The organism is Thermostichus sp. MS-CIW-36, from assembly GCF_054059035.1.
Map to the genome: position 1 here is coordinate 1 of NZ_JBSSBR010000040.1, position 22,312 is coordinate 22,312.

Consider the following 22,312-nt stretch of genomic DNA (forward strand, 5'->3'; position numbering starts at 1 on the left):
GCGACTGTAAACTCGCCTGAAATTCCGAAACTTAGCTGCCCTCTGGGGCCGCTAGGGATTGGGATAAAGCCCGCACCCTGCGCATAGCGCGGGTGTCGGGTAGTTTACAAAAGCTTGAATCGAGATGTTTTGTGAGTTTGCAAATGGCTACATAGGTAGTTGTGGGCTACGTGGGGATTATGAAAAAAATTAAGACTTTTGGCACAGCGGCAATTTTCGCCAGTAGTCCGGCACTAGGATGGCTTCCAGGTATACCCGGCGGGATCCCATGTATGTATATTGCCCGGAGGAGTTTCTGGGAAGCAAAACCCAGTGCAACCTAGAAGCATTGATAGAACGGCTGGAAGAGGGGGGTCGCACCCTTTTGAGCCAGTTGTTTGACGTTCGTTACCCTTACTGGAAGCGTAATCTCCGCAACAACATTCGCTTGGTGGGGGAGCTGCGCTATGTAGGCGAGGTACCCGTTCTGGTTTTGTTTGGCCTCTGGCCGAGAGGCAGTCACGAATACCGGGAGTTCTTAGACCGACGGCGAGATCCGGATTATCAAGAACGGGTGCGGAGCTGGGTGCCCGATGACCGTTTGCAGGCGTGGCTGGCGCAGCGGCACGAACCAGGGGATCCGCCAAACCATCTCCCCCCTCTGCCCGACGAGCTGTATGAATGGACACAGTTCTTGAATGCTCCCAATCCGCAGGAGCGGCTGGTGTTGGAAAGTGGGGAATGGGTTCGGCAAGTACGGGCCCTTTCTCCAGAGCAGCGGCGCCAGGCTTACCAAGCAGTATCCCGCTTGGTAGATGACATTGAAGGCAGGCTCTACCGGCAGCTCCCGCCGTTTTATCTGGAGGCAGAGGTCAAATGCTGGCAGGAGGGATCCCTGTATCTGGCCGTCAGCTTGGTACAAGCGTGCGAGCAGCCAGGGAGATTGTTTCCATTTCTCATTGGAGTTTACGACCACGCCCCAGAGCAAAAGGAACGGTTTGAGCTGGGATGCCAAACCTGCCTCTTTGGGATGAAAGCCAAGCAGCCAGACATTCTCCAGCACCCGCAACCTTTGGAGGTGTGGAAGCGGTACGCCCGTCGCGCCTACCCCGACTACATGGTGGCGGATGAGACCATTTGGTTGGAAATGCAGGAGATCACAGAGGGAAATTTGGCTTTGTCCATGGAGGAGGAAGAAATCCTGCAGAGTACATCCATGCCCCTACTGATCAACGGAAGGGCCGGGAGTGGCAAATCTCTGATGTTGTACTACCGCTTTGCCGACTATTGCAGCCACTACCTCAAAACTTCAAAACAGAGACCTCTTGAGTACCGCCCTCTCTTTTTGACCTATAGCCCCAGTTTGGTGCAGCAAGCTCGCAACAGGGTAAGTTCAATTTTGCGCATCAGCCACCGCTATCGGGAGGAGGGGTGCAGCTTCTCCACAGAGGAAATTCAGCAGTGTCAAGCTTTTTTTAGCACTTTTCAGGATTACCTGCTGAACTGCCTTCCTGCCGAGCGGCAAGAACGCTACCAACCGGATCGGTATGTCAATTTTTATCGATTTCAGAGCTGGTATTGTGGTCGCCGCGATGTAGAGCTGGCTTGGCACACCATTCGCACGCTGATCAAAGGCTATGAGGTCAGTGACTATTTGGATCCCGATAGCTACCGAGAATTGCCTGAGGCCGACCGCAGTGTGGATGAAGAAGCCTTCGAGCGGATTTACGAAGAGATTTGGCCAGGCTACCGGGATCGAACCACCCATGAGGGCTACTGGGATGACCAAGATTTGGCCAGAGATGTGCTGCAGAATGGCACTCTTAATCCTATTCATCCAGTCATTTTTTGCGATGAGGTTCAGGACTTTACCCAACTTGAGCTGAATATCATTTTTTGCTTATCTCCTTGGGGAAAATACAAGTTGGATTGGGCTATTGATCACCTGCCCTATGCCTTTGCCGGGGATCCCTTGCAAACCATTAACCCAACGGGATTTCGTTGGGCTGCTCTGAAAAAATATCTCTACGAGCATATCCGCGCCTACTTGTTGCTGAGCCATCCCTTTGAGATTGCAGGCCCGCAGGAGCTGAGAAACAACTATCGCAGCAATCCACAAGTTACTCGTTTTAGCAATGTAGTCAACCTGTGGCGGCGGGTTCTCAGCAAGAGTCGAGAAATCTATCCCCAACAGCCCTGGCGTCCCCATGAGCAGGGCATGCCGGTTCAAAGGTTTGTGCTGGATGGTCAGGAAAGAAACTTAATCGAAGATGAGCTTAGAAAAATGCTTAGTGATCTCACAGGAACAGTCTGTATCTTACCCTGTCCTGTGGGAGAGGAGCTGAACTACGTGCGTCAGGATCCCGAACTCCAGAAGATCTTTGCCGAGGAATTGAAGCAGAATCTTAAACCACCGCTCCTGCAAACTGCTACGTCTGTTAAGGGAATGGAGTTCAAAAAAGTTATCCTCTACAAGTTTGGAAACGCCTATCGACAAAACTTTAACCGAAAGCTTAATGATTACGCCCGAGGAGCTGGGGAGGCGATATCCCTGCAACTCCATTATTTTCTCAACCAATTGTATGTCGGCATTACCCGCCCCATCGAGGCCCTGGCCATTGTGGACACCTCTGCCGGTTGGCGGGAGTTCTGGGATCCAAGCTTAGAATCCAACTCTTGGCTCGATCATCCTTCTCTGCAACCGGATCGGTCGGAATGGGAGACCGACCCACCGGTATTGGGTTACCCTGTCAAAGGCATCAATATCCAGTACTGGACCAATACAAGCTTGGAAGATCTGCAGGAGGCAGCTCTTGAACTTCTCAGGCGTGGCATCGAGGAGGGCAACCCTAAACTTCTGGAGGATGTTCAAACTCTGGCGCGGAAGGCAGGCAACCCACCTCTAGAACAGGAATGTCAGGCCTGGATCCTCAAGCTCCAGAAGAACTACGTTTCCGCAGGGCAAAAGTTCCTGAGCCTGGAGCAGTCTGCTTTGCCCAACAAAAATCTTAAACGAGAAGCCTGGGAGTGCTTTTGGAGAGGGAAGGCCTGGTTGGAGCTGCAGCGTAACGCCGCCTACTTTGCTGGATGTCCTGGGATCCCAGACTACAGCCCCTTGGTGGACTTGATGGTGGCGACCCAAAGAACCTCTGTCAAGTCTATGGAGCGCTTCCGACAGGTGGTGCGGGTGCGAGATTGGCTGAGCGTTGAAGTCAGCCCCAAAGATAGGGACTTCGTCCCGCTTACACGAACGGATTCCACCTGGAAAGAGTGTGTACAGCAATTTTTGGCAGAGCTTGAGCAAGTTCTCAACAACTTGGGAACTTTCTGCCCCCAGGAAGAGGCCCGCAGCTGGTTTTTGCAAGAGACCCTTGAGGCTTTGAAGGGACGTCTGGCCTTTCTCGGCCAGCGGCAGCCGTTCGCGAATCAGTACTACAAGATTTGGGGTATCTGTCACTTCTATCGGCAGGAATTTGAGCGGGCGGTAGAGGTTTGGGATCAGGGGGGCCAAACGGAGCATTCCCCCTACTACCGGGCCAAGATCCACCTGGAACCCCTTCCCGGCAAGGTGAGGTGGCTATCCAAAGACCGCCAAGACTCGGTGGTGCTGGACCGATGGCAAGAGGCAGGACGTCCCCTCACAGGCGAGTGGGCAGAGTACATCGGCGACGTCGTCACCAGTCTGGAGCGCTTGAAAGACTGGCCGCTGATGCTGCGAGTTCTGATCCAGTGCCGAGAGTGGGAGAAGCTCTGGAAAACGGTGCAGGCCCATCCTCAGGCGTGGCAGCGGGGACATGACTACGAGCTGGTGGCTGCCATGGCCCGGGATATCCGGACCAACTGGGAAGACTTAAGGCGCAAATCCCCTGGGCTGCGAGATTTTCTGCAGGAAGTGGTTACCAGCACACAGATGGAGCGGGCCTGGTGGCTACAGCCCCTGGAGGTAGGCTTGGCTTGTGAGCGATTGGGCCACTACCGAGACACGCTCAGGTTTTACGAGCGCTTTACCGAAAGCAGAACCGGCAGGCTGACCAGGCAGCAACGCTCTCAAATTCGGCAGCGCTGGCTGGTGACCCACCAAAGGTATCAAGAGGTTCTCCAAGCGGAGGGGCGCCCAACAGATCGTTTGGCGGAGGAGTTTCGACAGGCTCAAGAGCGTTGGAGGAAGCAACTGCCCCAGGCAGAACCTGAGCTGGACGAACGGGATCCCTGGGCGCTTGACTTTGTGGAGCACCCCAGCCCTGTCCAAAGTTGGCTGCTGCAGCAGGCCCAAACCGATACCCAGAGCCGACTCAGAGCGGAAATCGCCCAGGCGCTGGAGCATCTGAACGAACGACACTTGCAGCAGGTGCACAGCTTGATCCAGCGTTTCTTGACCGCAGGCTTGTCCACCTAGGCTGGCTCCAAAAGCAACTCGGAGCCGGGAGATCTACTGCAGGATTTGGCGCAGGCGCTCCAAGGCCCGTCGGTTCTCTTCAGGGGTGCCCACCGTCAGACGCAGCCCCCCACCCGTGTAGCGCACACCAGTCCCCAGCTCCTGCCAGGCCCGCTGCAGCTCTTGGGGATCCCAGCCGGCCACCCGGAAGTAGAGGAAGTTGGCTTGGCTGGGCCACACCCGCACCCCTGGCAGCTCCTGCAGAGCTTGATAAAGGGCTTCCCGCTCCTGACAAATTAGCGTCACGTCGGCCAAAAGCTCCTCGGCATGCTCCAAAGCCATCTGAACCGCCCACTGAGAAAGGGCCGTGAGGTTGTAGGGCAGGCGGATCCCATCCAACACCTGCACAAGCTGTGGATGACCCACAGCATAGCCCACCCGGTGGGCCGCCAGGCGAAAGGCTTTGGAGAAGGTGCGCAAGATTACCCAGTTGGGATGCTCTGCCAACTTGGGCAGGGCTGTGTGCCGGCTGAACTCAAAATAGGCCTCATCCAAAATCACCAGAATCTCTTCGGGCAGCCCTTCCACCCACTCCCACTCTGCAGCCGTCAGGCCATTCCCCGTCGGCGAGTTGGGATCCACCAGGCACACCACCCGAATCGGATGCTCCCTCAAAGCCTGTTGACATCGCTCTAGATCCAGAGCAAACGTCTCCGGGTCGCGGGGAACCCGCACCACTGGGATCCCCAGGCTCTGGGCCAAGATGGCGTACATGGAGAAGGTGGGCTCTGCCACCAAAATGCCGCCCCGCCCGCCCAGACAGGTGGCAATCAGCAGGGAGCGGATCAGCTCATCCGACCCATTGCCCAGGCTGATCTGCTCTGGCTCCGCTCCGGCATAGGCGGCGATGGCCTGCTTTAGGCCCTGGTGATGGGCATCGGGATAGCGGTTGCTGGGGATCCCTTTCTCCCAGAGGAGGGAGAGCTTCTGCTTGAAGCCCACCGGCCAATCGAGGGGGAACTCATTGGCATCCAGCTTGTCAGCAGCCGGGGCTGGCACAGCGTCGTAGGGCTTGAGGTAGAGCAAGTCGGGGCGCAGATACTGCAGAGCACACATCTTCCTGACGGGGAGAAGTAGCTATTATATCAGGGCCAACCCGACCACTTATTCTTTTGTCAGGGATCCCTGCTGACGTAGCGCCTCAAAAAGGGCAATCGCTACGGCATTGCTGAGGTTCAGGCTGCGCACCGGCCCCCGCAGTGGGATGCGCACGCTGGGATAGGTTTCCAAGAACAGAGGATCCAACCCCCGGCTTTCGCTGCCGAACACCAACCAGTCTCCCGGCTGATAGGTTACTTCCGTATAGAGGGCTTTGCCGCGCACACTAAAACACCAGAACCGGGCCTCAGGGTGGGCCTGCACCAGAGCAGACCAAGAGGGGTAGCGATACAGTTGGACATGCTGCCAGTAGTCCAGCCCCGCCCGCTTGAGGTAGCGATCCGAAAGGCGAAACCCCAGAGGATCCACCAGATGGAGAGGCGTATCGGTGGCTGCACAGGTGCGGGCGATATTCCCCGTGTTGGCCGGGATCTCTGGGGCAACCAAAACAACGTGGAAGGGCATAATCCTATCCTACTTGCCCCCAAATCCGCGGTTGCCGCCCCCTTTTTTGCCCCCACCTTTGCCCGGCTTGCGGCTGGGCTGTTGCCGAGAGGGAGAGGCCGTTGAACGTCCGCGCCAACTGGGATCCCCTCCGGGAAGAGAGGTACGCCCACCCCCCCAACCCATACCGGGAAAACCGCCACCCATGCCCATGTTGCGCATCATGTCGCGCATGCGTTGAAAATCACTGACCAGTCGGCTGACATCCTCCAGCTTGTGGCCAGATCCGCGGGCCACCCGTCGTTTGCGGCTGACGCTGCGGGCCAACAGATCCGGGTTGCGCCGCTCTTCGGGGGTCATGGAGTTGATCATGGCTTCGGCGCGGGCCAGTTGGTCTTGTCCCTTTTGCAGTTGTTCCTCGCTGATTTTGCCCATCCCTGGCATCAGTCTCAGCAGCCCTGCCAGGGATCCCATGCGTTTGATCAGGCGCATCTGCTTGAGGAAATCGGTGAAATCAAACTGGGCGGTCATCATCTTCTCCGCCATGCTGGCGGCATCTCCCAGGTCGATTTCCTCTTGAGCTTTTTCCACCAAGCTGAGGATATCCCCCATACCCAGAATGCGGGAGGCCATGCGATCCGGGTAGAAGGGATCCAGCGCTTCCACCTTTTCGCCAACACCGATGAACTTGATGGGCTGACCGGACACTTGGCGAATGGAGAGGGCGGCTCCACCGCGGGTGTCCCCATCCAGCTTGGTGAGAATGGCCCCGGTAATGCCCAAGCGCTCGTGGAAGGCTCGGGTAAGGCTGGCCGCCTCTTGGCCGATCATGGCATCCACCACCAGCAGGATCTCGTGGGGCTGCACCGCCGCCTTGATCCGCTCCAGCTCCGCCATCATCTCCAGGTCGATCTGCAAACGACCGGCAGTGTCCAAAATCACGTAGTCGTAGCCCTGCTGCCGGGCCGCCTCCACCCCCTGCCGGGCAATCTCGACGGGATCTGCTTTGCCCAGGTCGAAAACGGGGATCTGAATTTGCTGGCCCAGCGTCTTGAGCTGGTCGATGGCCGCCGGACGGTAGATGTCTCCGGCCACCATCAGGGACTTCTTGCCCTGCTTGCGCAAATACAGAGCCAACTTGGCGCAGGTGGTGGTTTTGCCGGATCCCTGCAAACCGGCCATGAGGACAATGGTGGGAGGCTGCTCCGCTTGGGCAATGGGCACGTTGGCTTCCCCCATCACTTTCACCAGCTCGTCGTGGACGATCTTGATGAACTGCTGATCCGGCGTCACCCCCAGGATGACCTCGGATCCCAGGGCAGCTTCCCGCACATCCTCGATAAACTGCTTCACCACCTGCAAGTTGACATCCGCATCCAGCAGGGCTCGCCGCACCTCCCGCAGAGCTTCTTGAATGTTGGTTTCGGTGATCTTGTCCTGGCCGCGCAGCTTTCTCCAGGCCAATTCCAACTTCTCGGAGAGGGCATCAAACATGGGTACTGTGGATCCTGTCAGGCGCTTCGGGGGCATTTCCTACCATAGTCGAATCGGGGCGACTCCATCTTGGGGATCCCAACCAAGGTGGCTATCCCGGCCCAGAAAAACTGGCGACTTCACAAAAGTTTAAGCAACAATAGAGGGCGTTGCATGCAGATCTTCCATGGTCAGCGTCGCTTCCCTTCCCTACAGCACCACCGACTGGCAATTGGGCTATCGCTCCCTATCCCAGGAGTACGACTATTGGATTACGGAGACGGAGATCGAAGGACGGATCCCGGCAGGGTTGCGGGGAACCCTGTTTCGCAACGGCCCGGGCAAGCTGGAGGCGGGATCCCAGCGCTACGGACACCCGTTCGATGGCGACGGCATGGTCTGCGCCATCACCTTTGTGGGGGGGAAAGTTCATTTTCGCAACCGGTTTGTGCGCACCCGCGAGTTTGAAGCAGAGGAAAAAGCCGGTCGGGTGCTTTACCGAGGGGTGTTTGGCACCCAAAAGCCGGGCGGCTGGTGGAGCAACTTTCTCGACTTGCGGTTTAAAAATCCCGCCAACACCAACGTCATCTACCAGGGAGATAAGCTGCTGGCCCTGTGGGAGGCCAGTGCCCCTTACCGGCTGAACCCGGCCACCTTGGCCACCGAGGGGATCGAAACGTTTGCAGGAGGGATCTCAGCCAACCAGCCTTTTACCGCCCATCCCCGGCGGGATCCCCACACGGGAGATCTCATCGCCTTTGGGGTGCGGGCTGCCCAGAACTCCACGTTGCTGTTTTATCGTCTGGACTCGCGCGGGCGCTTGGTGGAAAAGCGGGATTACCGCCTGCCCGGTTTTGCCTTCCTGCACGATTTTGTCTGGACACCCCGCTACCGTATCTTTTTCCAAAATCCCTTGGCTTTCAACCCCCTGCCGTTTGTGTTGGGCTGGCAACCGGCGGGCACCTGTTTGACCTTGAAACCGGGGGAGCCGACCCGCATCTGGCTCTTTCCCCAGGGCGATAAGCCGCTGCAACTGGAAGCGGAGCCGGGGTTTGTTTTCCATTTTGTCAACGGCTACGAAGTCGGGGATCGGGTTGTGGTGGATGCCGTCCTCTATGAGAACTACCCTGCCCTGGAGCCGGATGCCGATTACCTGCAGATTGACTTTGCCCAGATTCCGGCGGGCAAGCTGTGGCGGTTCTATCTGGATCCCAAGGGGGGCAGCGTGAAGCGGGAACTGCTGCTGGATCGCTCGGTGGAGTTTCCGGCCATCCACCCGGCTCAAATGGGGGGATCCCACCGCTACATCTACATCGGGGCCACCCATGCCCCCGGCCCCAATGCTCCCCTACAGGCCATCCTCAAGCTGGATACCGCCACAGGCCGCACGCAGCAGTACAGCTTTGCCCCCCGCGGCTTTGTGGGAGAACCGGTGTTCATCCCCAATCCAGAAGACCAGGGAGAAGAGGCAGGGTGGATCGTGACGGTGGTTTTTGATGCGGCCAGCCAGCGCTCTCAAGTGGTGATCCTAGAAGCAGCCGATCTGACAGCCGGCCCCGTCGCACGTATCCCATTGCGGCACCACATTCCCTATGGCCTACACGGCAGTTTTACTCCCCAGGTGTGGGTAACGCCTGCCTAAGCGATGAGCTTCAAGATGGCTGAATGGATCCCCTTGGCTGAGGGAATGCAATCCAGCCCTTAGAGAGCCCTGGGGATCGGCCAGTTGGATCCCGGCTGTGCAGAAACACCTCCAGTCAGCGTTGCTGGAAAAAACTACAGATACTCATCAATATCAATGGCCCTGTCTGGGGAATAGACATCCTGCAGCCTGAGAACCATTCCCTTGGAACAGTTGCTACCATTGGCTACAGGTCGGCTACAGTGTTGACAACTGCGGGCAAGGGCAGCTGCTAGGAGTTTCCCAATAGAAGCAGAATGGAAAGACGCTGTTGGGCGTTGTTAGGCTAGTGGATGGTGTGTTGAGCAGGTCTTGGGTCAAGAGCAAAGTTATGGCCTGTTTTTGCAACGGTAAAGTAAATGTTTGCTGCTGAGCATTTTGGACTGACTGCAACGGAACCGTCACAATGTCCTCCGATCTGAGACCTCCCTTTCGACCGGTACGGCCCCCCAGACCCAGCTCAACGGGTGAGGCCAAGGGATCCCTGTCATCAGCGAAAGCTCAGGATCCTGCGGCAGCTCCTGGTGCTGTTCGCGACAGCGGGACGGAGTCCTTGCAGCCTGTTGTCAGTACCACTGCTAGCTTGGAAGAAAAGAAAGAGCGAGTCTGTTTGGAACCCATCCCCCCGCCTGGGGAGAAGATGCAATACCGAGCCATCGGCCTCATCGAAGGGCAATACATTCCCTCCCCAGAGCACTTTACCCGCGGGATTTTGCGCACCTCGGATGGCTTGGATCTGAATGCCGTATTGCTGGGCCGGGTGATGAGCCTGGTACGCAAGCATCTACGGCCGGAACGCAACTATCTGTGGGTGGTTTATCCTCGCACCCGCGACAAAACCGAAGATCTGCACGTGCAGTTGCTGGGGGTGTGGGCCCCAGAAGAAATGGGGCGAACTCTCCCCGAGGGATCCCGTCCGACGGTGGTGCCGGATTGGTTTTCCATCCGGGGCGAGGTCGTTTTTCAATCCCAGGAGAAAGGGTTCATCATCGTCAAGATCCGTCAATCGGGCAAAAAAGCTTCCGCCAACTCTCCCTCTCAGCGAGTCCAGAAGGATGGAACTGCAGCCTCCAAGCCCCAAGCCTTCAAATTGCGCCTGATTGGATCCCTGCCGGGCAAAGGGGTAGGCAATTTCTGGGATCTGCAGGTGCGCCGCCGCGGATCCCTGCTCTATGTGGAGGCGGGCACTCCCATCGGCCCAGTACTCAAAACGCCGCCGCGCCCACGCCTGAAGCGTTCCCCCCCCCAACCCAAAGCCAGGAAGAGTTCCACCCCCTCGACACGTGGGGAAGCGTCTATTCAAGAGCCGTTTTATCCTCTGCGAGATCCCACAAAAGTACCCAAGCCGGTTAAGAGAAAACGCCCATAAACTGGGCTAGTAGATCCTGCTTTAATGGAGCTTTTCATGTTGACCTTCTTGTTGTGAACCATTCTTTTACCCTGGTTAGGCCGTGGCAGAATCAACTCCTCCCAACAAAGATGAATTCATTTCGCCTCGCTATCCCTACTGGGGCGAAGTGAGGCCGCAGAACCTAGTTTTCGATGCCAACCTGCAGGAATTTAGCAATAAAGTGTCCTTGATTTGTAGCTTGGAAACCGGGGGCAAAATTACCCCGGAAGAAGCCTACCGGCAAATCAAGGAGCTGTGGAAACAACTCAAGCAGACCAAAAAAGCCATCTTGGACGATCCCCAGTGGAAGGAGTCTCCCCCCGACTTGCCGGAAGAGTAGCCGGCTGGATCCTGGCTAACCGCAAACGGTGTACACTGGGCGCGGATGCCGGGCTTGGTCAGGGAACATGAGGACTTTTCCTTCTCCGGAGGCGCTGCGTCGGCTGCCAGCGGGGGCTGCCGATGGGGCCATCATTCTGGGCACGTTGGTTCTCCTGGCCTTGGTGGCGCAGGTGGGAGTGGGGGCTTTTGAGCGGTTTCAGCCCCCGGCGGTGGTGCCCCGGATCGACTTGGATCCGCGCAACCTGCCCTACTATGCGGCCCGCTCCACCTTGCGCATGTTCATTGCCTTGGCCTTTTCCACCCTTTTTACCTTGGTCTATGGCTACATTGCTGCCAAAAGCCGCTGGGCCGAGCGAATTTTGATCCCCCTGTTGGATATCTTGCAATCGGTGCCGGTGTTGGGATTTCTCTCCATTACCGTCACCGGCTTTATTGCCCTTTTTCCCGGCAGCTTGCTGGGGTTGGAGGCGGCTTCTATCTTTGCCATCTTCACCAGCCAGGTCTGGAACATGACCTTTTCCTTCTACCAATCCTTGCGCACGCTGCCTCAAGAGTTGGTGGAAGCGGCTACCTTGTATCGCCTGTCGGGGTGGCAGCGCTTTACCCAGTTGGAAGTGCCGGCGGCAATGGTGGGCCTCATCTGGAACGCCATGATGAGCTTTGGCGGAGGGTGGTTCTTTGTGGCAGCCAGCGAAGCCATCAGCGTGCTCAACCAGGAATACACGCTGCCGGGCCTGGGATCCTATGTGGAAGCGGCCGTCCAGGCGGAGGATCTGCCCAAGCTGGGCTGGGCGCTCCTGACCATGGCCGGGGTCATCCTGCTGGTGGATCAGCTTTTCTGGCGGCCTTTGGTGGCTTGGTCGGATAAGTTTCGCCTGGAACAGAGCAGCGGGGCTGCTGCCCCCGAATCCTGGCTGTACGATCTGCTGACCACGGCGCGGATCCCGCGGCTGATCGGCAGTTGGCTGTCCCCCTTGGCAGAGTTGGTGGATCGGCTGTTGTCCCACTTAACTCGCCCCCGTTGGGTGGATCCCCTTAGTCCTGAGGTCGAGCGACGCCGCGAGCGGCTGCTGACTCAGCTTTCCTGGATAGCTATTGGCGGCATTGGGATTTGGATTGTTGATTTTGTGGCCACCACTGTGGGCTTTGGGGAGGTGCTGCTGACCTTCGGGCTAGGGATCCTCACCCTGCTGCGGGTTAGCGTGTTGCTGGTGTTCGCCACGGTGATCTGGACTCCCATTGGGGTGGCCATTGGCTTTAATCCAAAACTGGCGAAACTGCTGCAGCCGGTGGTGCAATTCCTGGCAGCTTTCCCGGCCAATTTCCTTTTTCCCTTTGCCACGTTGTTTTTTATCCGCGCCCAGATCAGCATTGAGTGGGGCAGCATTTTGCTCATGTCGTTGGGGGCACAGTGGTACATCCTTTTCAACTCCATTGCCGGCGCCCAAAGCATCCCCACGGACTTGCGAGAAATGGCTGTGGATGTGGGCCTGCGGGGATGGCAGCGCTGGCGAAAGCTGATCATTCCAGGGATCTTTTCCGCCTGGGTCACCGGGGGAGTCACGGCCAGCGGCGGCGCTTGGAACGCCAGCATTGTCTCGGAGATTGTGGCCTGGGGATCCACCACCCTCAAGGCTACAGGATTGGGCACCTACATTGCCGAGGCAACGGCGGTGGGAGACTGGCCCCGCATTACCTTGGGCATTGGCATGATGAGCTTGTTTGTGGTGGGCATTAACCGCCTCTTCTGGCGACGGCTGTATCAGTTGGCGGAAGAAAAGTATCACCTTTAGTCTTTTCAGTTTCTGAGGCAATCTCTCTATGAGCTCTGCAGCTTCCCCCGTTTTAATTGAGGTTGAGAAAGTCTACAAGCGCTTTCCTTTGCCAGAGGGCAAGGGGGAGTTTACCGTTTTAAGCCAAATTGATTTGCAAGTGCGGGCAGGGGAGGTCTTGGCTCTGCTGGGCCGCAGCGGCAGTGGCAAAAGCACCCTTTTGCGCATCATGGCGGGCCTGATCCCCCCCAGCCAAGGGCGGGTGCTGAGCAACGGCCAGCCTCTACGCGGGCCTAACCCCGATGTGGCGATGGTGTTTCAGAGCTTTGCTCTCCTACCCTGGCTGACCGTGCAAGAAAATGTGGAGCTGGGGCTGCAAGCCCGAGGGATCCCCCGCGAGATCCGCCGGCAAAGGGCCCTGAAGGCCATTGACCTGGTGGGCTTGGATGGGTTTGAGAGCGCTTACCCCAAAGAGCTTTCGGGGGGCATGAAACAGCGGGTGGGCTTTGCCCGCGCCTTTGTCTTGGAGCCCAAGGTGCTGTTTATGGATGAGCCTTTTAGCGCTTTGGACGTGCTGACGGCGGAAAACCTGCGGGGGGAAATTGATGAGCTGTGGAATGCGCAAGCCTTCCCTTCCCAAAGCATTCTCATCGTCACCCACAACATCGAAGAGGCGGTGTTTTTGGCAGATCGGGTGGTGATTCTGGGATCCAACCCAGGGCGGATCCGGGGGGAGGTGAGAATTGACCTGCCGCGGCCCCACGAGCGCACGGATCCCCGCTTTAAGTCCTTGGTGGACTACATCTACGAGATCATGACCAACCCCGAAATTGCTGTTACCGGAGAGGTGGCTCTGCCTGCGCTGGCTGGTGATAAGGCCACTTCCCCCTATGCCCTGCCTCTGCCCCATGCGCGGGTGGGCGGGATCAGCGGTCTGCTGGAGTTGATCGTGGAGTGGCCGCAAGGGCGGGCGGAGATTGCCGATTTGGCCGAGCGGCTGCAACTGGCCGTGGACGATCTGCTGCCGATTTTGGATGCGGCGGTGCTGTTGGGCTTTGCCGAGGTGGCCAGCGGGGTGGTGCAACTGACCGAAATTGGCCAGGACTTTGCCAACACCACCATCCTGCGCAGCAAGGATCTCTTCCGACAACAGCTATTGGCACGGGTTCCCGTGTTCCGCAGCATCTTGCAGACTCTGGAAGAAAAAGGCAGCCGCTCCATGCGAGCGGACTTCTTCTTGGATCTTTGGGACGAACACTTCCCCCACGCTGAAGCCGAACGGCAGTTTGCCACCGCCATTGACTGGGGACGCTATGCAGAGCTGTTTGAGTACGACGCCTCGGAAGAACGTCTCTATCTGCCCGAGCCAAGCGAGAGCTCCACTGCTCAAAAGCCTGTCGGTCTCAACTCTCGTTCCGACTGAAGCGCATCTGGCTCTGCCTTTTTCAAAGCTGCATCGTAGAGCGGAGGTATGGCGCCAATTCCAGAAAGTCCCAAAATCTACCACATTACCCATGTAGACAACTTGCAAGGGATTTTGACATACCCCCCTGCCTAAAGGCAGGGGATTCTTGTTACTGGTTCTGCGACAGCACTTGAAATCATGGCCTGGGAACTTCAAGGCCTATGCCGCAGCCTGCCGGCGGGGGGAAGTCCAACCGGGCAAAATGTTCGTTTTCGAGACCGGAAACCTGACCAATCCGCGCTACATCATCAATTTCCCCACAAAACGCCACTGGCGGGGGAAGTCGAGGATTGAGGACATCGAGGCCGGGCTACAGTCCCTTGTGGAAGAGATCAGGCGTCTTGGCCTACATTCGGTTGCTCTGCCACCCCTGGGTTGTGGCCTCGGTGGTCTCAGTTGGCCGGATGTTCGCTCCCGCATCGAGTGGGCGCTGGCAACGCTCCCAGATGTGCGCATTCTTGTTTTTGAGCCGACTGAGGTTCAGCCTTTGCCGAAGAGCATGCGCCGTGGGCAGGTTCCTACCCTAACTCCGGGAAGGGCGGTGCTGGTGGGCCTTATGGAGCGCTATGTAAACGGTCTACTTGTTCCGTTTGTCTCTTTGCTTGAGCTGCACAAGCTGATGTACTTCCTGCAGGAAGCCGGGGAGCCGCTTCGCTTAAGGTTTACAAAGGGCGTTTATGGCCCCTACGCTGAGAACCTGCGGCATGTTCTTAAGGAAATCGAGGGTTACTACATCTCTGGGTACGGATCGGGCGGTGACCGACCAGACAAGAAGCTGGAGCTGGTGCCTGGCGCCATCGAGGAGGCCCACAGCTATCTCGCCGATCAGCCAGAGACGAGAGAACGCTTTGAGCGTGTCAGCGACCTCGTGGAGGGCTTTGAGTCGCCCTATGGTCTAGAATTGCTGGCTACTGTCCACTGGATCGTGACTCGTGGGCACCCTTCTACGACGGCAGAGTTGGTGGAAAGCTTCTACGCCTGGGGAGATAGAAAACAACAATTCAGTAGCAAACAGATCCTGCTTGCCGCTCGAGTTTTGGCAGAGAAGGGGTGGTTCAAGGCACTTCCAACAGAGCCGCTTGCGGCCAGCCGAAGCCAGTTCGAAACACGGCCCTAGCGCTCTGCACTACTTCCGGTCTGGAACCTGCGAACACGACTACCCCTTGCCTGCAGCAAGTACCTACTCATAAATCCAGCTTTGGGCAACCGGTGTCCAGCTCACCAATTCCGACTCATCGAACCAAAGGGCGATCTCCCGCTGCGCGGTTTCAACTCCATCGGAGCCGTGAATGAGGTTGCGGCCAATGTCGATGCCAAAATCGCCGCGAATGGTGCCCGGTTCTGCCTCCAGGGGGTTGGTCTTGCCGATGAGCTTACGGGCGGCAGCAATCACCCCTTTGCCCTGCCAGACCATAGCCACCACCGGCCCCGAGGTAATGAACTTCACCAAACTGTGGAAGAAGGGGCGCTCCTTGTGTTCGGCGTAATGGGCTTCCGCCAGCTCTTGGCTCACTTGCACCAGCTTCAGGCCCACCAATTGGTAGCCCCGGCTCTCCAGGCGCTGAATGATGGTGCCCACCAGCCCCCGCTGCACGCCGTCTGGCTTGATGGCAATAAAGGTGCGCTCCATGGGATCTCCCCTCGTTTTACAGATCTTCACCGCTATCCTTGTACCGGATCGGGGATCCCGAGCGCAAGGGAGCAAAATTAGCGCTTTTTACGCGCCCACCACTGCCAAGGTCAGGAAGGCAGCCCCCACCACTGTAATCGCCCAGCCGGCCCAGCGAGTTAAGCCAGGGATCCGCAACCCCCAGCGTTCTGCTGCCCAAAGGGCCAGGAGAGCTACCCCATACTGGACGGTGCTCAACCCCAGTAGATATCCCACCCAAGGCATGGGTTGGGCGCCGATAATGGTTTCGGCGTAGGCATAGCCATGGAATAGCCCCGCCAGGGATCCCCCTATTAGCAAGAGCCAACTTGGGATCTGCCGCGGTTGCACCAGCAGCAAGCCGAAGAGAACTACGGAAGAGGCAATGGCCAGCTCCGTCAGTCCCAGGGGATCCCAGCCGGCCAGGTGGATCCCAGTGCCCACCAGACCCGCTAGCACAAAGCCCAAAGGGATCCCATAGCGCCAGGGCTGCCCCGCCGCCACAAGACCGATGGCCACGACGAAGGCCAGGTGATCCAAGCCAATGACAGGGTGAGCCAGCCCGGAGAGAAATCCCTCCCAGGCCGTTGCAGGCAGTTTCCCTCCCAGGGCGTGGTGGGCAAAAGCCGGCGAAAAAAAACCCGTAACTGCCAGTGCACCCCCAGCAGCGGCAAAGCTGGGGATCCCTTCCTTCCGCCACCGCCCAAGCGGCGATGGGACTTGCTGCCACAGCCAAGACATGCTTTTGGACCTCCCTGAGTTCTCTCAATAGCTGCCCAGATCTCCCAGTCTAGGGGCGCTCTCTGTACCCTTGCAGATTTTCCGGCTCAAACTGGCGCAAAATCCGCGTGGCTTCGCGGAGGCGGGTTTCGTTCTCTTCTTCCACAATGAGCACGTACTTGCCCGCAGCGAGGCGGTTGCGGTAAGCCAAAGCATCGCCGGAGCCACCAGACAAGCCCACTCCGCCGCCGACGAAAAAGCTGCCCATGGCCCCGCCCATCGCGCCCAATAGGCCGCCGATCAGGTGGTTGCCTATAGGTCCCGCCCAGGCGAAGGTATCCAAGCCACTCAAGACGCTGAACCCCACCCCAGCCAAAAAGCCAAAGGGCACCAACCAAATGGCCAAACGCTGCATCTGACGGCGGGCCGCTTGGGCCGGGTCAATCAGCCCAAACTCATCGGCGGTTTTGTAGCCTCGCCCCAGTAGGTGCAATCGCTCTAGCGGGAAGCCCGCTCGCTCCAGGGCGCTGTAGGCCGCCTCAGCGGCCATACGATCCGGCAGTACCGCGATCAAATAGCTCATGGATGCGGAGAGCCAATCAGTTCCGTACTTCATTGTCTGCCAAGTTTGGGCGAGGATCCCGGTGACCGAGAAAGCTGGGTTGCAAGCCCCGCCCTTAAAGCCTACGGCCCGCTGTCGCGACAGGGCAGCTTTGTGTTATGGTGCGGAGCGAACTCTGCCAACTTGAATATGGCGCAGTGTCAGAAGAGTGAAGTATCTGGGAGTTTATCCCGGTAGTTGGGGTTATGGCATCCCCCACTAATCGCAAGGGTGGTGTAGCCCAGAAAGTAGGAGTCATCCTGCAGCCTGGGAAGGAATCCTTGCCCTTTAGGGCAGGGAGTGATGTCGAGAAGTCTTGCCAAGCCGAGCCAAAATCCGTCAGCCTCTACCAGCGTTTTTACGAAGTGGTGCGGCGGATCCCCCCCGGTCGGGTGGCCACCTATGGCCAAGTTGCACGGGCCGCCGGCTATCCTGGCTATGCCCGGCAGGTGGGCTATGCTTTGTTTCGCCTGCAAGGCCAAAATACCGATATCCCCTGGCAACGGGTGATCAACGCCCAGGGACGCATTTCCTACTCCCCCTTTCGCCTCGGCTACGACGACCTGCAAAAGGCACTGCTGCAGGCAGAAGGGATCCACTTCGACGCCGAGGGCCAGGTGGACTTGCAACAATTTGGCTGGGATCCATGGGAAGCTTAACCTAGGCTTGACCTAACCTTAAACAGGTCATAGCGAAACCCCAATCCCAGCCTTGGTGAACGCGGATGCGTCCTCTCTTGCGGATGGAGTGAAGGAATTGTCATGAAACCAGCTTGCCGTGCTCGAGGGTCTGCCCCTGCCAAGAGATGGCTCCCGGATTGGCTGAACCCTCTGGCCAGGTCCCTGTGGGTCGGGTTGTGGTGTTTGGTGCTGAGCCTGGCCAGCGCCTTCGGTAGCAGCAGCTCGGTTCCCCCAACCGGCGGAGGGGCTGGGTTTATCGCCTCGGATCCCAATGTGGCTCTCTCGACTCAGCCGCCCGCTTTTACCCTGCAAATCCTACATGCCAGCGACTTGGAAGCCTCGATCGCTGCCGTACAAGATGCGCCGCGCTTCTCGGCGGTGGTGAATGCTCTGCGCCCCCAATTCCCAAATACGGTGGTGCTCTCCAGTGGGGACAACTATATCCCCAGCCCCTTCTACAACGCCAGCACGGATCGGTCTCTGCAAGGCCGTTACAACCTCACCCCTGGCAAAGCCGATATCGAGATCATCAACGCCATTGGCTTTGAGGCGGCTGCCTTCGGCAACCACGAGTTCGACCAAGGCACGCGCCAGATTCGCGATCTAATTCGGCCCGACACGGGCCGCGGCTACGCTGGGGCTCGTTTTCCCTATCTGAGCGCCAACCTCAGCTTCAGCGGCACCGGGGAATTGGCCAGCGCTGACTTTGCCGCCGATGGCCAAGAGGCCAGCTCCATTCGAGGCAGAATTGCCAAGACAGCAGTGATTACCGTAGGAGGGCAGCGAATTGGCTTGGTGGGAGCCACCACCACTCGCTTGGCTGCCATTTCCAGCCCCGGCCCCGAGGTGAGGGTAGAAGGCAGGGTGGACGATACTGACCAGGTGAGTGCCGCTCTAATCCAGGGCTTTGTCGATCAACTCACCGCTCAGGGCATCAACAAAATTATCCTCCTAGCCCATCTGCAACAGTTGCAAAACGAGGTAGCCCTGGCCAGCCAATTGCGAAATGTGGACATCATCATTGCCGGCGGATCCCACCGGGTGATTGCCAAGCCCACCGACCGCCTGCGCACCGATTTGCCGGATACCCGCACGGGTGACTACCCCATCTTGCGTTCCTCTGCCAGTGGTCAACCGGTGGCGGTGGTCAACACCGGCTCCAACTATCGCTACGTGGGCCGCCTGGTGGTCAGCTTCGACGCCAACGGGGTTATTGCCCGCATCGATCCGGTCAGCGGTGCCTATGCCGCCGACGACCAAGGGGTAGCAGCCGTCAGGGGCACCCCCAATCCCGACGTAGTGCGGATAGCCAACGAAATTGGCAACATCATCCGCACCAAAGATGGCCGCACCTTCGGCTCCACCACCCAATTTCTCAACGGCCTGCGGGCGGAGGTGCGCACCGAGGAAACCAACCTGGGCAACCTCACTGCCGATGCCAACTTGGCCTACGCCAGAACGGTCGATCCTTCCACCGTCATCTCCCTGAAAAATGGCGGTGGCATTCGCGCTCCCATTGGGGCTACCACTGGTGGTGGCGGCGGTGAGCCGGTGCAGCGGATCCCACCGGTGGCTAACCCTGAGGCCGGCAAGCAGTCCGGTCAAATCTCTCAGCTGGACATCGAAACGGCCCTTGCTTTTAACAACGGCCTCTCTCTGTTGACCGTCACCGCTGAGGAACTGAAGCAGATAGTGGAACACGGGGTGGCGCAAACCCAGCCGGGAGCTACGCCGGGCCGTTTCCCGCAAATTGGCGGCTTTGCCTTTAGCTTTGATCCCTCGCGGCCACCGGGATCCCGCGTCCTCTCCTTGCGGGTGGATACGCCCACAGGTCGGGATGTGGTGGTGCGCAACGGCCAAGTGCAAGGGGATCCCAGACGCACCTTCCGCCTGGTGACCCTGGACTTCTTGGCCAATGGTGGGGATGACTATCCCTTCCCTCGCCTGTCTAACCCCAACCGGGTGAACTTGGCCCCCAGTTCCGGCATCACCTTCGATACCCCCGGCAGCGAGCAAGATGCCTTGGCTCGGTATTTGCGGCAGATCGGCGTGTTCACCGAACCGGACACCCCGCCTGCCCAGGATACCCGCATCCAGAATCTGTCGGCCCGCCCCGATACGGTGCTGCAAGGGCTGTAGATTGGGTTAATGGACTGAGGCGGATGGATCCGGAGGAGTAGGGATTCCGATGCCAGACTCACTTCTTGCAAAAGGGGAGAGTGGCTTGGGTTAATTCCCTCAGCAACGCCATAGAAAATGTCTTGAGCTTTTTAGGAAAGACTACAGGAAGGGATCCCTGGCCAGTGTCAAGGATCCCTTTTCTTTTTCCCACTTCCATCCCCGCTGTTGTTGCTTGGCAAGGCTTACACGAATGCCCGGACGGGCTGTGAACCTTTTGGGCATTGCTCCCAACAAATTCATGGATTCTGTATACGAATCGAATTGCAGATTGAAGGAGGAATCATTACCATCAAGGGTGACGTTCGCTCCTTTTGCTGTTCATGACTCTGGAGAGGTTTTTTACCCAGCTCAACGCCAATGGCTTAGCCATTGCGCTTTTGCTCTTTGCCACCCCTTGGGTGGTTTGGGTTCTCTGCGACTGGATCCCAGGCCAATGGGAGGAGCCTTTTTTGCTCAGCTTAAGTATCGGCTTGGGAGCGGTAACTCTTGTCCTCTGGGCGGGCTACTTGGCCTATGCCACCAACACCGCCGGCTGGCAGGCGGTGGTGAAGCAGGCGGATATGTTCTTGCTGCTGGTGCCTCCCTGGACTTTTCTTAGCTCCATCTGGGTGGCACGCCAGCGCATGCCTCTCTCGCGGGTGCCGGCTTTTCGCACCTTGCAAGGGATCGGCATTTTGGCGGCAGTCTATCTTATTTTTTCTTGGCTCAGTCGCCGGGTTTATCTTGTCTTTTTTTCCTACATGCCCTTTTCGGCTTTCTTGTGGATCCTGGCAGGGCTGTTGGGGGTGGCGTACATCGGCTATCGCATCATCTTCGGGGATCCGCCCAAGTACCCGCCTGAAACCTGAGGGGACGGACAGCAGGGACTAAAATCAAGGGAGACCTTTTGCAACTTGGCAATGGTGACCGTCCCTCTGACTTCAGCCCTGAATATCGACTATCGTCCTCTGCAGGAGCTGTTATCGGCGGGAGCCTGGCTGGAGGCGGATCGGCTGAGCCTACAACTGCTATGTCGGGCGGCAGGAGAGGGGGCGGCGCGGCGGGGCTGGCTGTATTTTTCCGAGGTGAGCCGGATCCCGGTCGAGGATCTGCGCACGATCGATCGCCTGTGGCGGGCGGCCTCCGGGGATCGCTTTGGCTACTCGGTGCAGCGGCAACTGTGGCTGGGGGTGAACCGCAACTGGGAGCGCCTCTGGCCGCTCATTGGCTGGAAGCAGGGCTACCACTGGACTCGCTACCCTGACGAGTTCATCTGGGATCTCTCCGCCCCCAAGGGCCACCTGCCCCTTTCCAACCAACTGCGGGGGGTGCGGGTGCTGGAGGAATTGCTCACCCACAAGGCTTGGGAAGACTCGTCAGGCTAGGCAACCGTTTCTTGAACCTTGTTGGATCTGATTTGGATCTGAGCTGTGGCGGAGCAACTGCAACTGACTCAATTTCCCGACCTGCCCGTCGATCTGGCCCAAGCCTGCGAACAAGCCATTCGGGCAACTCGCTTGGCCATGCAAGCGGGGTATCGCCGCCTGCTGATCGAGATCCTCGCCCCCGACCTGAAGCCGGAGGTTTTGGCTCGCCCTTTTTTGGAACTTGTGCAGCCACCGGCTTTGGTGCTATTTAGCGATGCCGGCGGAGCAGCCCTGGCCCAGCGGGAGTGGGGATCCCTGCCAGAAGGGATTGAATTACAGAGCTTGACTTCCCGGACTCAACCTACCCCAGAACAGAGCCTCCTGCTGGTGATGCCCGCGGTTTACAGCTTGGATCAGGTGGAGCGGGTTTGCCAAGCGGTCAGTGGCGGGGATCCCTCTGGGCTGGCTTCCAAAGGACGGGATCCCAAACCCGTCGTTCTCCTCAACCCCCAATTGCAGGATGCCGCCACCGTGGGTGTGGGTCTGGCCGGTCGCCGTCTGCGCCAGCGGTTTCTGAGCACCTTCGAGACCAGCTACTACCTGCGCTCATTGGTGGAGGGAGCCCTGTTTCGCGCCTATCCGGATCCCTGGAGCGTGTGGCAACAGGAAGAGCCCGGCCTCTACAGCGTCTTGAAGACTTTTATTGCCCAGCCCACCGGCGAGGAAGTGGCCGAACTGTTCAGGGCCAGCAAGGGAAAGGATCCCTGGTGGAGCTGGCGGCGCTGGCTGGGATCCCTGTGAGGGTCAGGATCTCATGGGGAGAGAGGCCAGGAGTGAGGGTTAGTACTATCTCAAACTCTTTTAATAAAGACTATAAAGCTCCCCGCCTCATCTCTATTTCGGTGATATGATCACACCACGCTAGGAGTGTCTGGGGCTCCCCCCCCAGGCTGAGATTACATCCTCAGCTAGAAATCGCAGGAGCCCCGCACTGTACCCGTAGGGTCAGTGTCGGGAGGAATGCGGAAGTTATGATAGAACCATGACCCAAGTCCTG

The 22,312-nt window shown here is 58.3% G+C and carries 18 protein-coding genes; 12 read left to right on the forward strand and 6 right to left on the reverse strand.

Translation table 11 applies throughout. From position 1 onward, the window contains the following. Positions 1 to 268: 268 nt before the first annotated feature. Complete coding sequence (locus ACVWVQ_RS12975; protein WP_457508879.1) at positions 269 to 4,375, forward strand: hypothetical protein; 4,107 nt, start codon at positions 269 to 271, stop codon at positions 4,373 to 4,375. 33 nt (positions 4,376 to 4,408) lie between these two features. Here ACVWVQ_RS12975 and ACVWVQ_RS12980 read toward each other — a convergent pair whose 3' ends face one another. The 3 genes from ACVWVQ_RS12980 to ffh are packed head-to-tail and all read right to left on the reverse strand — an operon-like array spanning position 4,409 to position 7,450. Next, entirely contained in the window at positions 4,409 to 5,470 is a 1,062-nt protein-coding gene (locus ACVWVQ_RS12980) for a histidinol-phosphate transaminase (protein WP_457508881.1), read from the reverse strand. A 48-nt stretch (positions 5,471 to 5,518) separates the two neighbouring features. Then, the gene (locus ACVWVQ_RS12985; protein WP_011431928.1) at positions 5,519 to 5,977 is read right to left on the reverse strand and encodes a tRNA (cytidine(34)-2'-O)-methyltransferase; all 459 of its coding nucleotides are present in this window, start codon (positions 5,975 to 5,977) and stop codon (positions 5,519 to 5,521) included. A 9-nt stretch (positions 5,978 to 5,986) separates the two neighbouring features. Then, complete coding sequence (gene ffh / locus ACVWVQ_RS12990; protein ID WP_414398875.1) at positions 5,987 to 7,450, reverse strand: signal recognition particle protein; 1,464 nt, start codon at positions 7,448 to 7,450, stop codon at positions 5,987 to 5,989. Between the two features lie 166 nt (positions 7,451 to 7,616). On the opposite strand from ffh, the gene ACVWVQ_RS12995 reads away from it, so the two are divergent. From ACVWVQ_RS12995 to darG, 6 genes are all read left to right on the forward strand, one after another. Further along, positions 7,617 to 9,071, forward strand: a complete 1,455-nt coding sequence (locus ACVWVQ_RS12995) for a carotenoid oxygenase family protein (RefSeq protein WP_457508883.1) — start codon at positions 7,617 to 7,619, stop codon at positions 9,069 to 9,071. A 445-nt stretch (positions 9,072 to 9,516) separates the two neighbouring features. Further along, entirely contained in the window at positions 9,517 to 10,479 is a 963-nt protein-coding gene (locus tag ACVWVQ_RS13000) for a hypothetical protein (RefSeq protein ID WP_457508884.1), read from the forward strand. Between the two features lie 82 nt (positions 10,480 to 10,561). Further along, positions 10,562 to 10,840, forward strand: a complete 279-nt coding sequence (locus ACVWVQ_RS13005) for a DUF7219 family protein (RefSeq protein WP_457508886.1) — start codon at positions 10,562 to 10,564, stop codon at positions 10,838 to 10,840. 67 nt (positions 10,841 to 10,907) lie between these two features. Further along, positions 10,908 to 12,635, forward strand: a complete 1,728-nt coding sequence (locus ACVWVQ_RS13010; RefSeq protein WP_457508888.1) for an ABC transporter permease — start codon at positions 10,908 to 10,910, stop codon at positions 12,633 to 12,635. Positions 12,636 to 12,663: 28 nt separating this feature from the next. Next, positions 12,664 to 14,037 carry an ABC transporter ATP-binding protein gene (locus ACVWVQ_RS13015; protein WP_457508890.1) on the forward strand — a complete coding sequence of 458 codons (1,374 nt, stop codon included), beginning with the start codon at positions 12,664 to 12,666 and terminating at the stop codon, positions 14,035 to 14,037. A 172-nt stretch (positions 14,038 to 14,209) separates the two neighbouring features. Then, positions 14,210 to 15,196 (forward strand): type II toxin-antitoxin system antitoxin DNA ADP-ribosyl glycohydrolase DarG, encoded by a 987-nt coding sequence (darG, locus tag ACVWVQ_RS13020; RefSeq protein WP_457508899.1) that lies wholly within the window; start codon positions 14,210 to 14,212, stop codon positions 15,194 to 15,196. 63 nt (positions 15,197 to 15,259) lie between these two features. On the opposite strand, the gene ndk is transcribed toward darG, so the two are convergent. From ndk to ACVWVQ_RS13035, 3 genes are all read right to left on the reverse strand, one after another. Then, entirely contained in the window at positions 15,260 to 15,709 is a 450-nt protein-coding gene (gene ndk / locus ACVWVQ_RS13025; RefSeq protein WP_011431937.1) for a nucleoside-diphosphate kinase, read from the reverse strand. A gap of 87 nt (positions 15,710 to 15,796) precedes the next feature. Beyond that, positions 15,797 to 16,468 carry a HupE/UreJ family protein gene (locus tag ACVWVQ_RS13030; RefSeq protein ID WP_011431938.1) on the reverse strand — a complete coding sequence of 224 codons (672 nt, stop codon included), beginning with the start codon at positions 16,466 to 16,468 and terminating at the stop codon, positions 15,797 to 15,799. A 49-nt stretch (positions 16,469 to 16,517) separates the two neighbouring features. Further along, positions 16,518 to 17,030, reverse strand: a complete 513-nt coding sequence (locus tag ACVWVQ_RS13035) for a hypothetical protein (protein ID WP_457508892.1) — start codon at positions 17,028 to 17,030, stop codon at positions 16,518 to 16,520. Between the two features lie 224 nt (positions 17,031 to 17,254). On the opposite strand from ACVWVQ_RS13035, the gene ACVWVQ_RS13040 reads away from it, so the two are divergent. The 5 genes from ACVWVQ_RS13040 (at position 17,255) to ACVWVQ_RS13060 (ending at position 22,056) form a co-directional block, all read left to right on the forward strand. Beyond that, positions 17,255 to 17,707: an MGMT family protein gene (locus ACVWVQ_RS13040; RefSeq protein WP_457508893.1), complete on the forward strand. Its 453-nt coding sequence runs from the start codon at positions 17,255 to 17,257 to the stop codon at positions 17,705 to 17,707. 207 nt (positions 17,708 to 17,914) lie between these two features. Next, positions 17,915 to 19,867, forward strand: coding sequence for a bifunctional metallophosphatase/5'-nucleotidase (locus ACVWVQ_RS13045; protein ID WP_457508901.1), 1,953 nt, complete (start codon positions 17,915 to 17,917; stop codon positions 19,865 to 19,867). Between the two features lie 362 nt (positions 19,868 to 20,229). Then, positions 20,230 to 20,757, forward strand: coding sequence for a hypothetical protein (locus ACVWVQ_RS13050; protein ID WP_457508895.1), 528 nt, complete (start codon positions 20,230 to 20,232; stop codon positions 20,755 to 20,757). A 51-nt stretch (positions 20,758 to 20,808) separates the two neighbouring features. Beyond that, positions 20,809 to 21,273: a GUN4 domain-containing protein gene (locus ACVWVQ_RS13055; RefSeq protein WP_414418813.1), complete on the forward strand. Its 465-nt coding sequence runs from the start codon at positions 20,809 to 20,811 to the stop codon at positions 21,271 to 21,273. A gap of 45 nt (positions 21,274 to 21,318) precedes the next feature. Next, the gene (locus tag ACVWVQ_RS13060) at positions 21,319 to 22,056 is read left to right on the forward strand and encodes a DUF1995 family protein (protein ID WP_457508897.1); all 738 of its coding nucleotides are present in this window, start codon (positions 21,319 to 21,321) and stop codon (positions 22,054 to 22,056) included. Positions 22,057 to 22,312 lie beyond the last annotated feature (256 nt).

Coding starts and splice junctions, on each gene's coding strand:
- ACVWVQ_RS12975 (WP_457508879.1), top strand. CDS start 269: ATGTATGTATATTGCCCGGAGGAGTTTCTGGGAAGCAAAACCCAGTGC.
- ACVWVQ_RS12980 (WP_457508881.1), bottom strand. CDS start 5,470: ATGTGTGCTCTGCAGTATCTGCGCCCCGACTTGCTCTACCTCAAGCCC.
- ACVWVQ_RS12985 (WP_011431928.1), bottom strand. CDS start 5,977: ATGCCCTTCCACGTTGTTTTGGTTGCCCCAGAGATCCCGGCCAACACG.
- ffh (WP_414398875.1), bottom strand. CDS start 7,450: ATGTTTGATGCCCTCTCCGAGAAGTTGGAATTGGCCTGGAGAAAGCTG.
- ACVWVQ_RS12995 (WP_457508883.1), top strand. CDS start 7,617: ATGGTCAGCGTCGCTTCCCTTCCCTACAGCACCACCGACTGGCAATTG.
- ACVWVQ_RS13000 (WP_457508884.1), top strand. CDS start 9,517: ATGTCCTCCGATCTGAGACCTCCCTTTCGACCGGTACGGCCCCCCAGA.
- ACVWVQ_RS13010 (WP_457508888.1), top strand. CDS start 10,908: ATGAGGACTTTTCCTTCTCCGGAGGCGCTGCGTCGGCTGCCAGCGGGG.
- ACVWVQ_RS13015 (WP_457508890.1), top strand. CDS start 12,664: ATGAGCTCTGCAGCTTCCCCCGTTTTAATTGAGGTTGAGAAAGTCTAC.
- ndk (WP_011431937.1), bottom strand. CDS start 15,709: ATGGAGCGCACCTTTATTGCCATCAAGCCAGACGGCGTGCAGCGGGGG.
- ACVWVQ_RS13030 (WP_011431938.1), bottom strand. CDS start 16,468: ATGTCTTGGCTGTGGCAGCAAGTCCCATCGCCGCTTGGGCGGTGGCGG.
- ACVWVQ_RS13035 (WP_457508892.1), bottom strand. CDS start 17,030: ATGAGCTATTTGATCGCGGTACTGCCGGATCGTATGGCCGCTGAGGCG.
- ACVWVQ_RS13040 (WP_457508893.1), top strand. CDS start 17,255: ATGGCATCCCCCACTAATCGCAAGGGTGGTGTAGCCCAGAAAGTAGGA.
- ACVWVQ_RS13050 (WP_457508895.1), top strand. CDS start 20,230: ATGACTCTGGAGAGGTTTTTTACCCAGCTCAACGCCAATGGCTTAGCC.
- ACVWVQ_RS13055 (WP_414418813.1), top strand. CDS start 20,809: ATGGTGACCGTCCCTCTGACTTCAGCCCTGAATATCGACTATCGTCCT.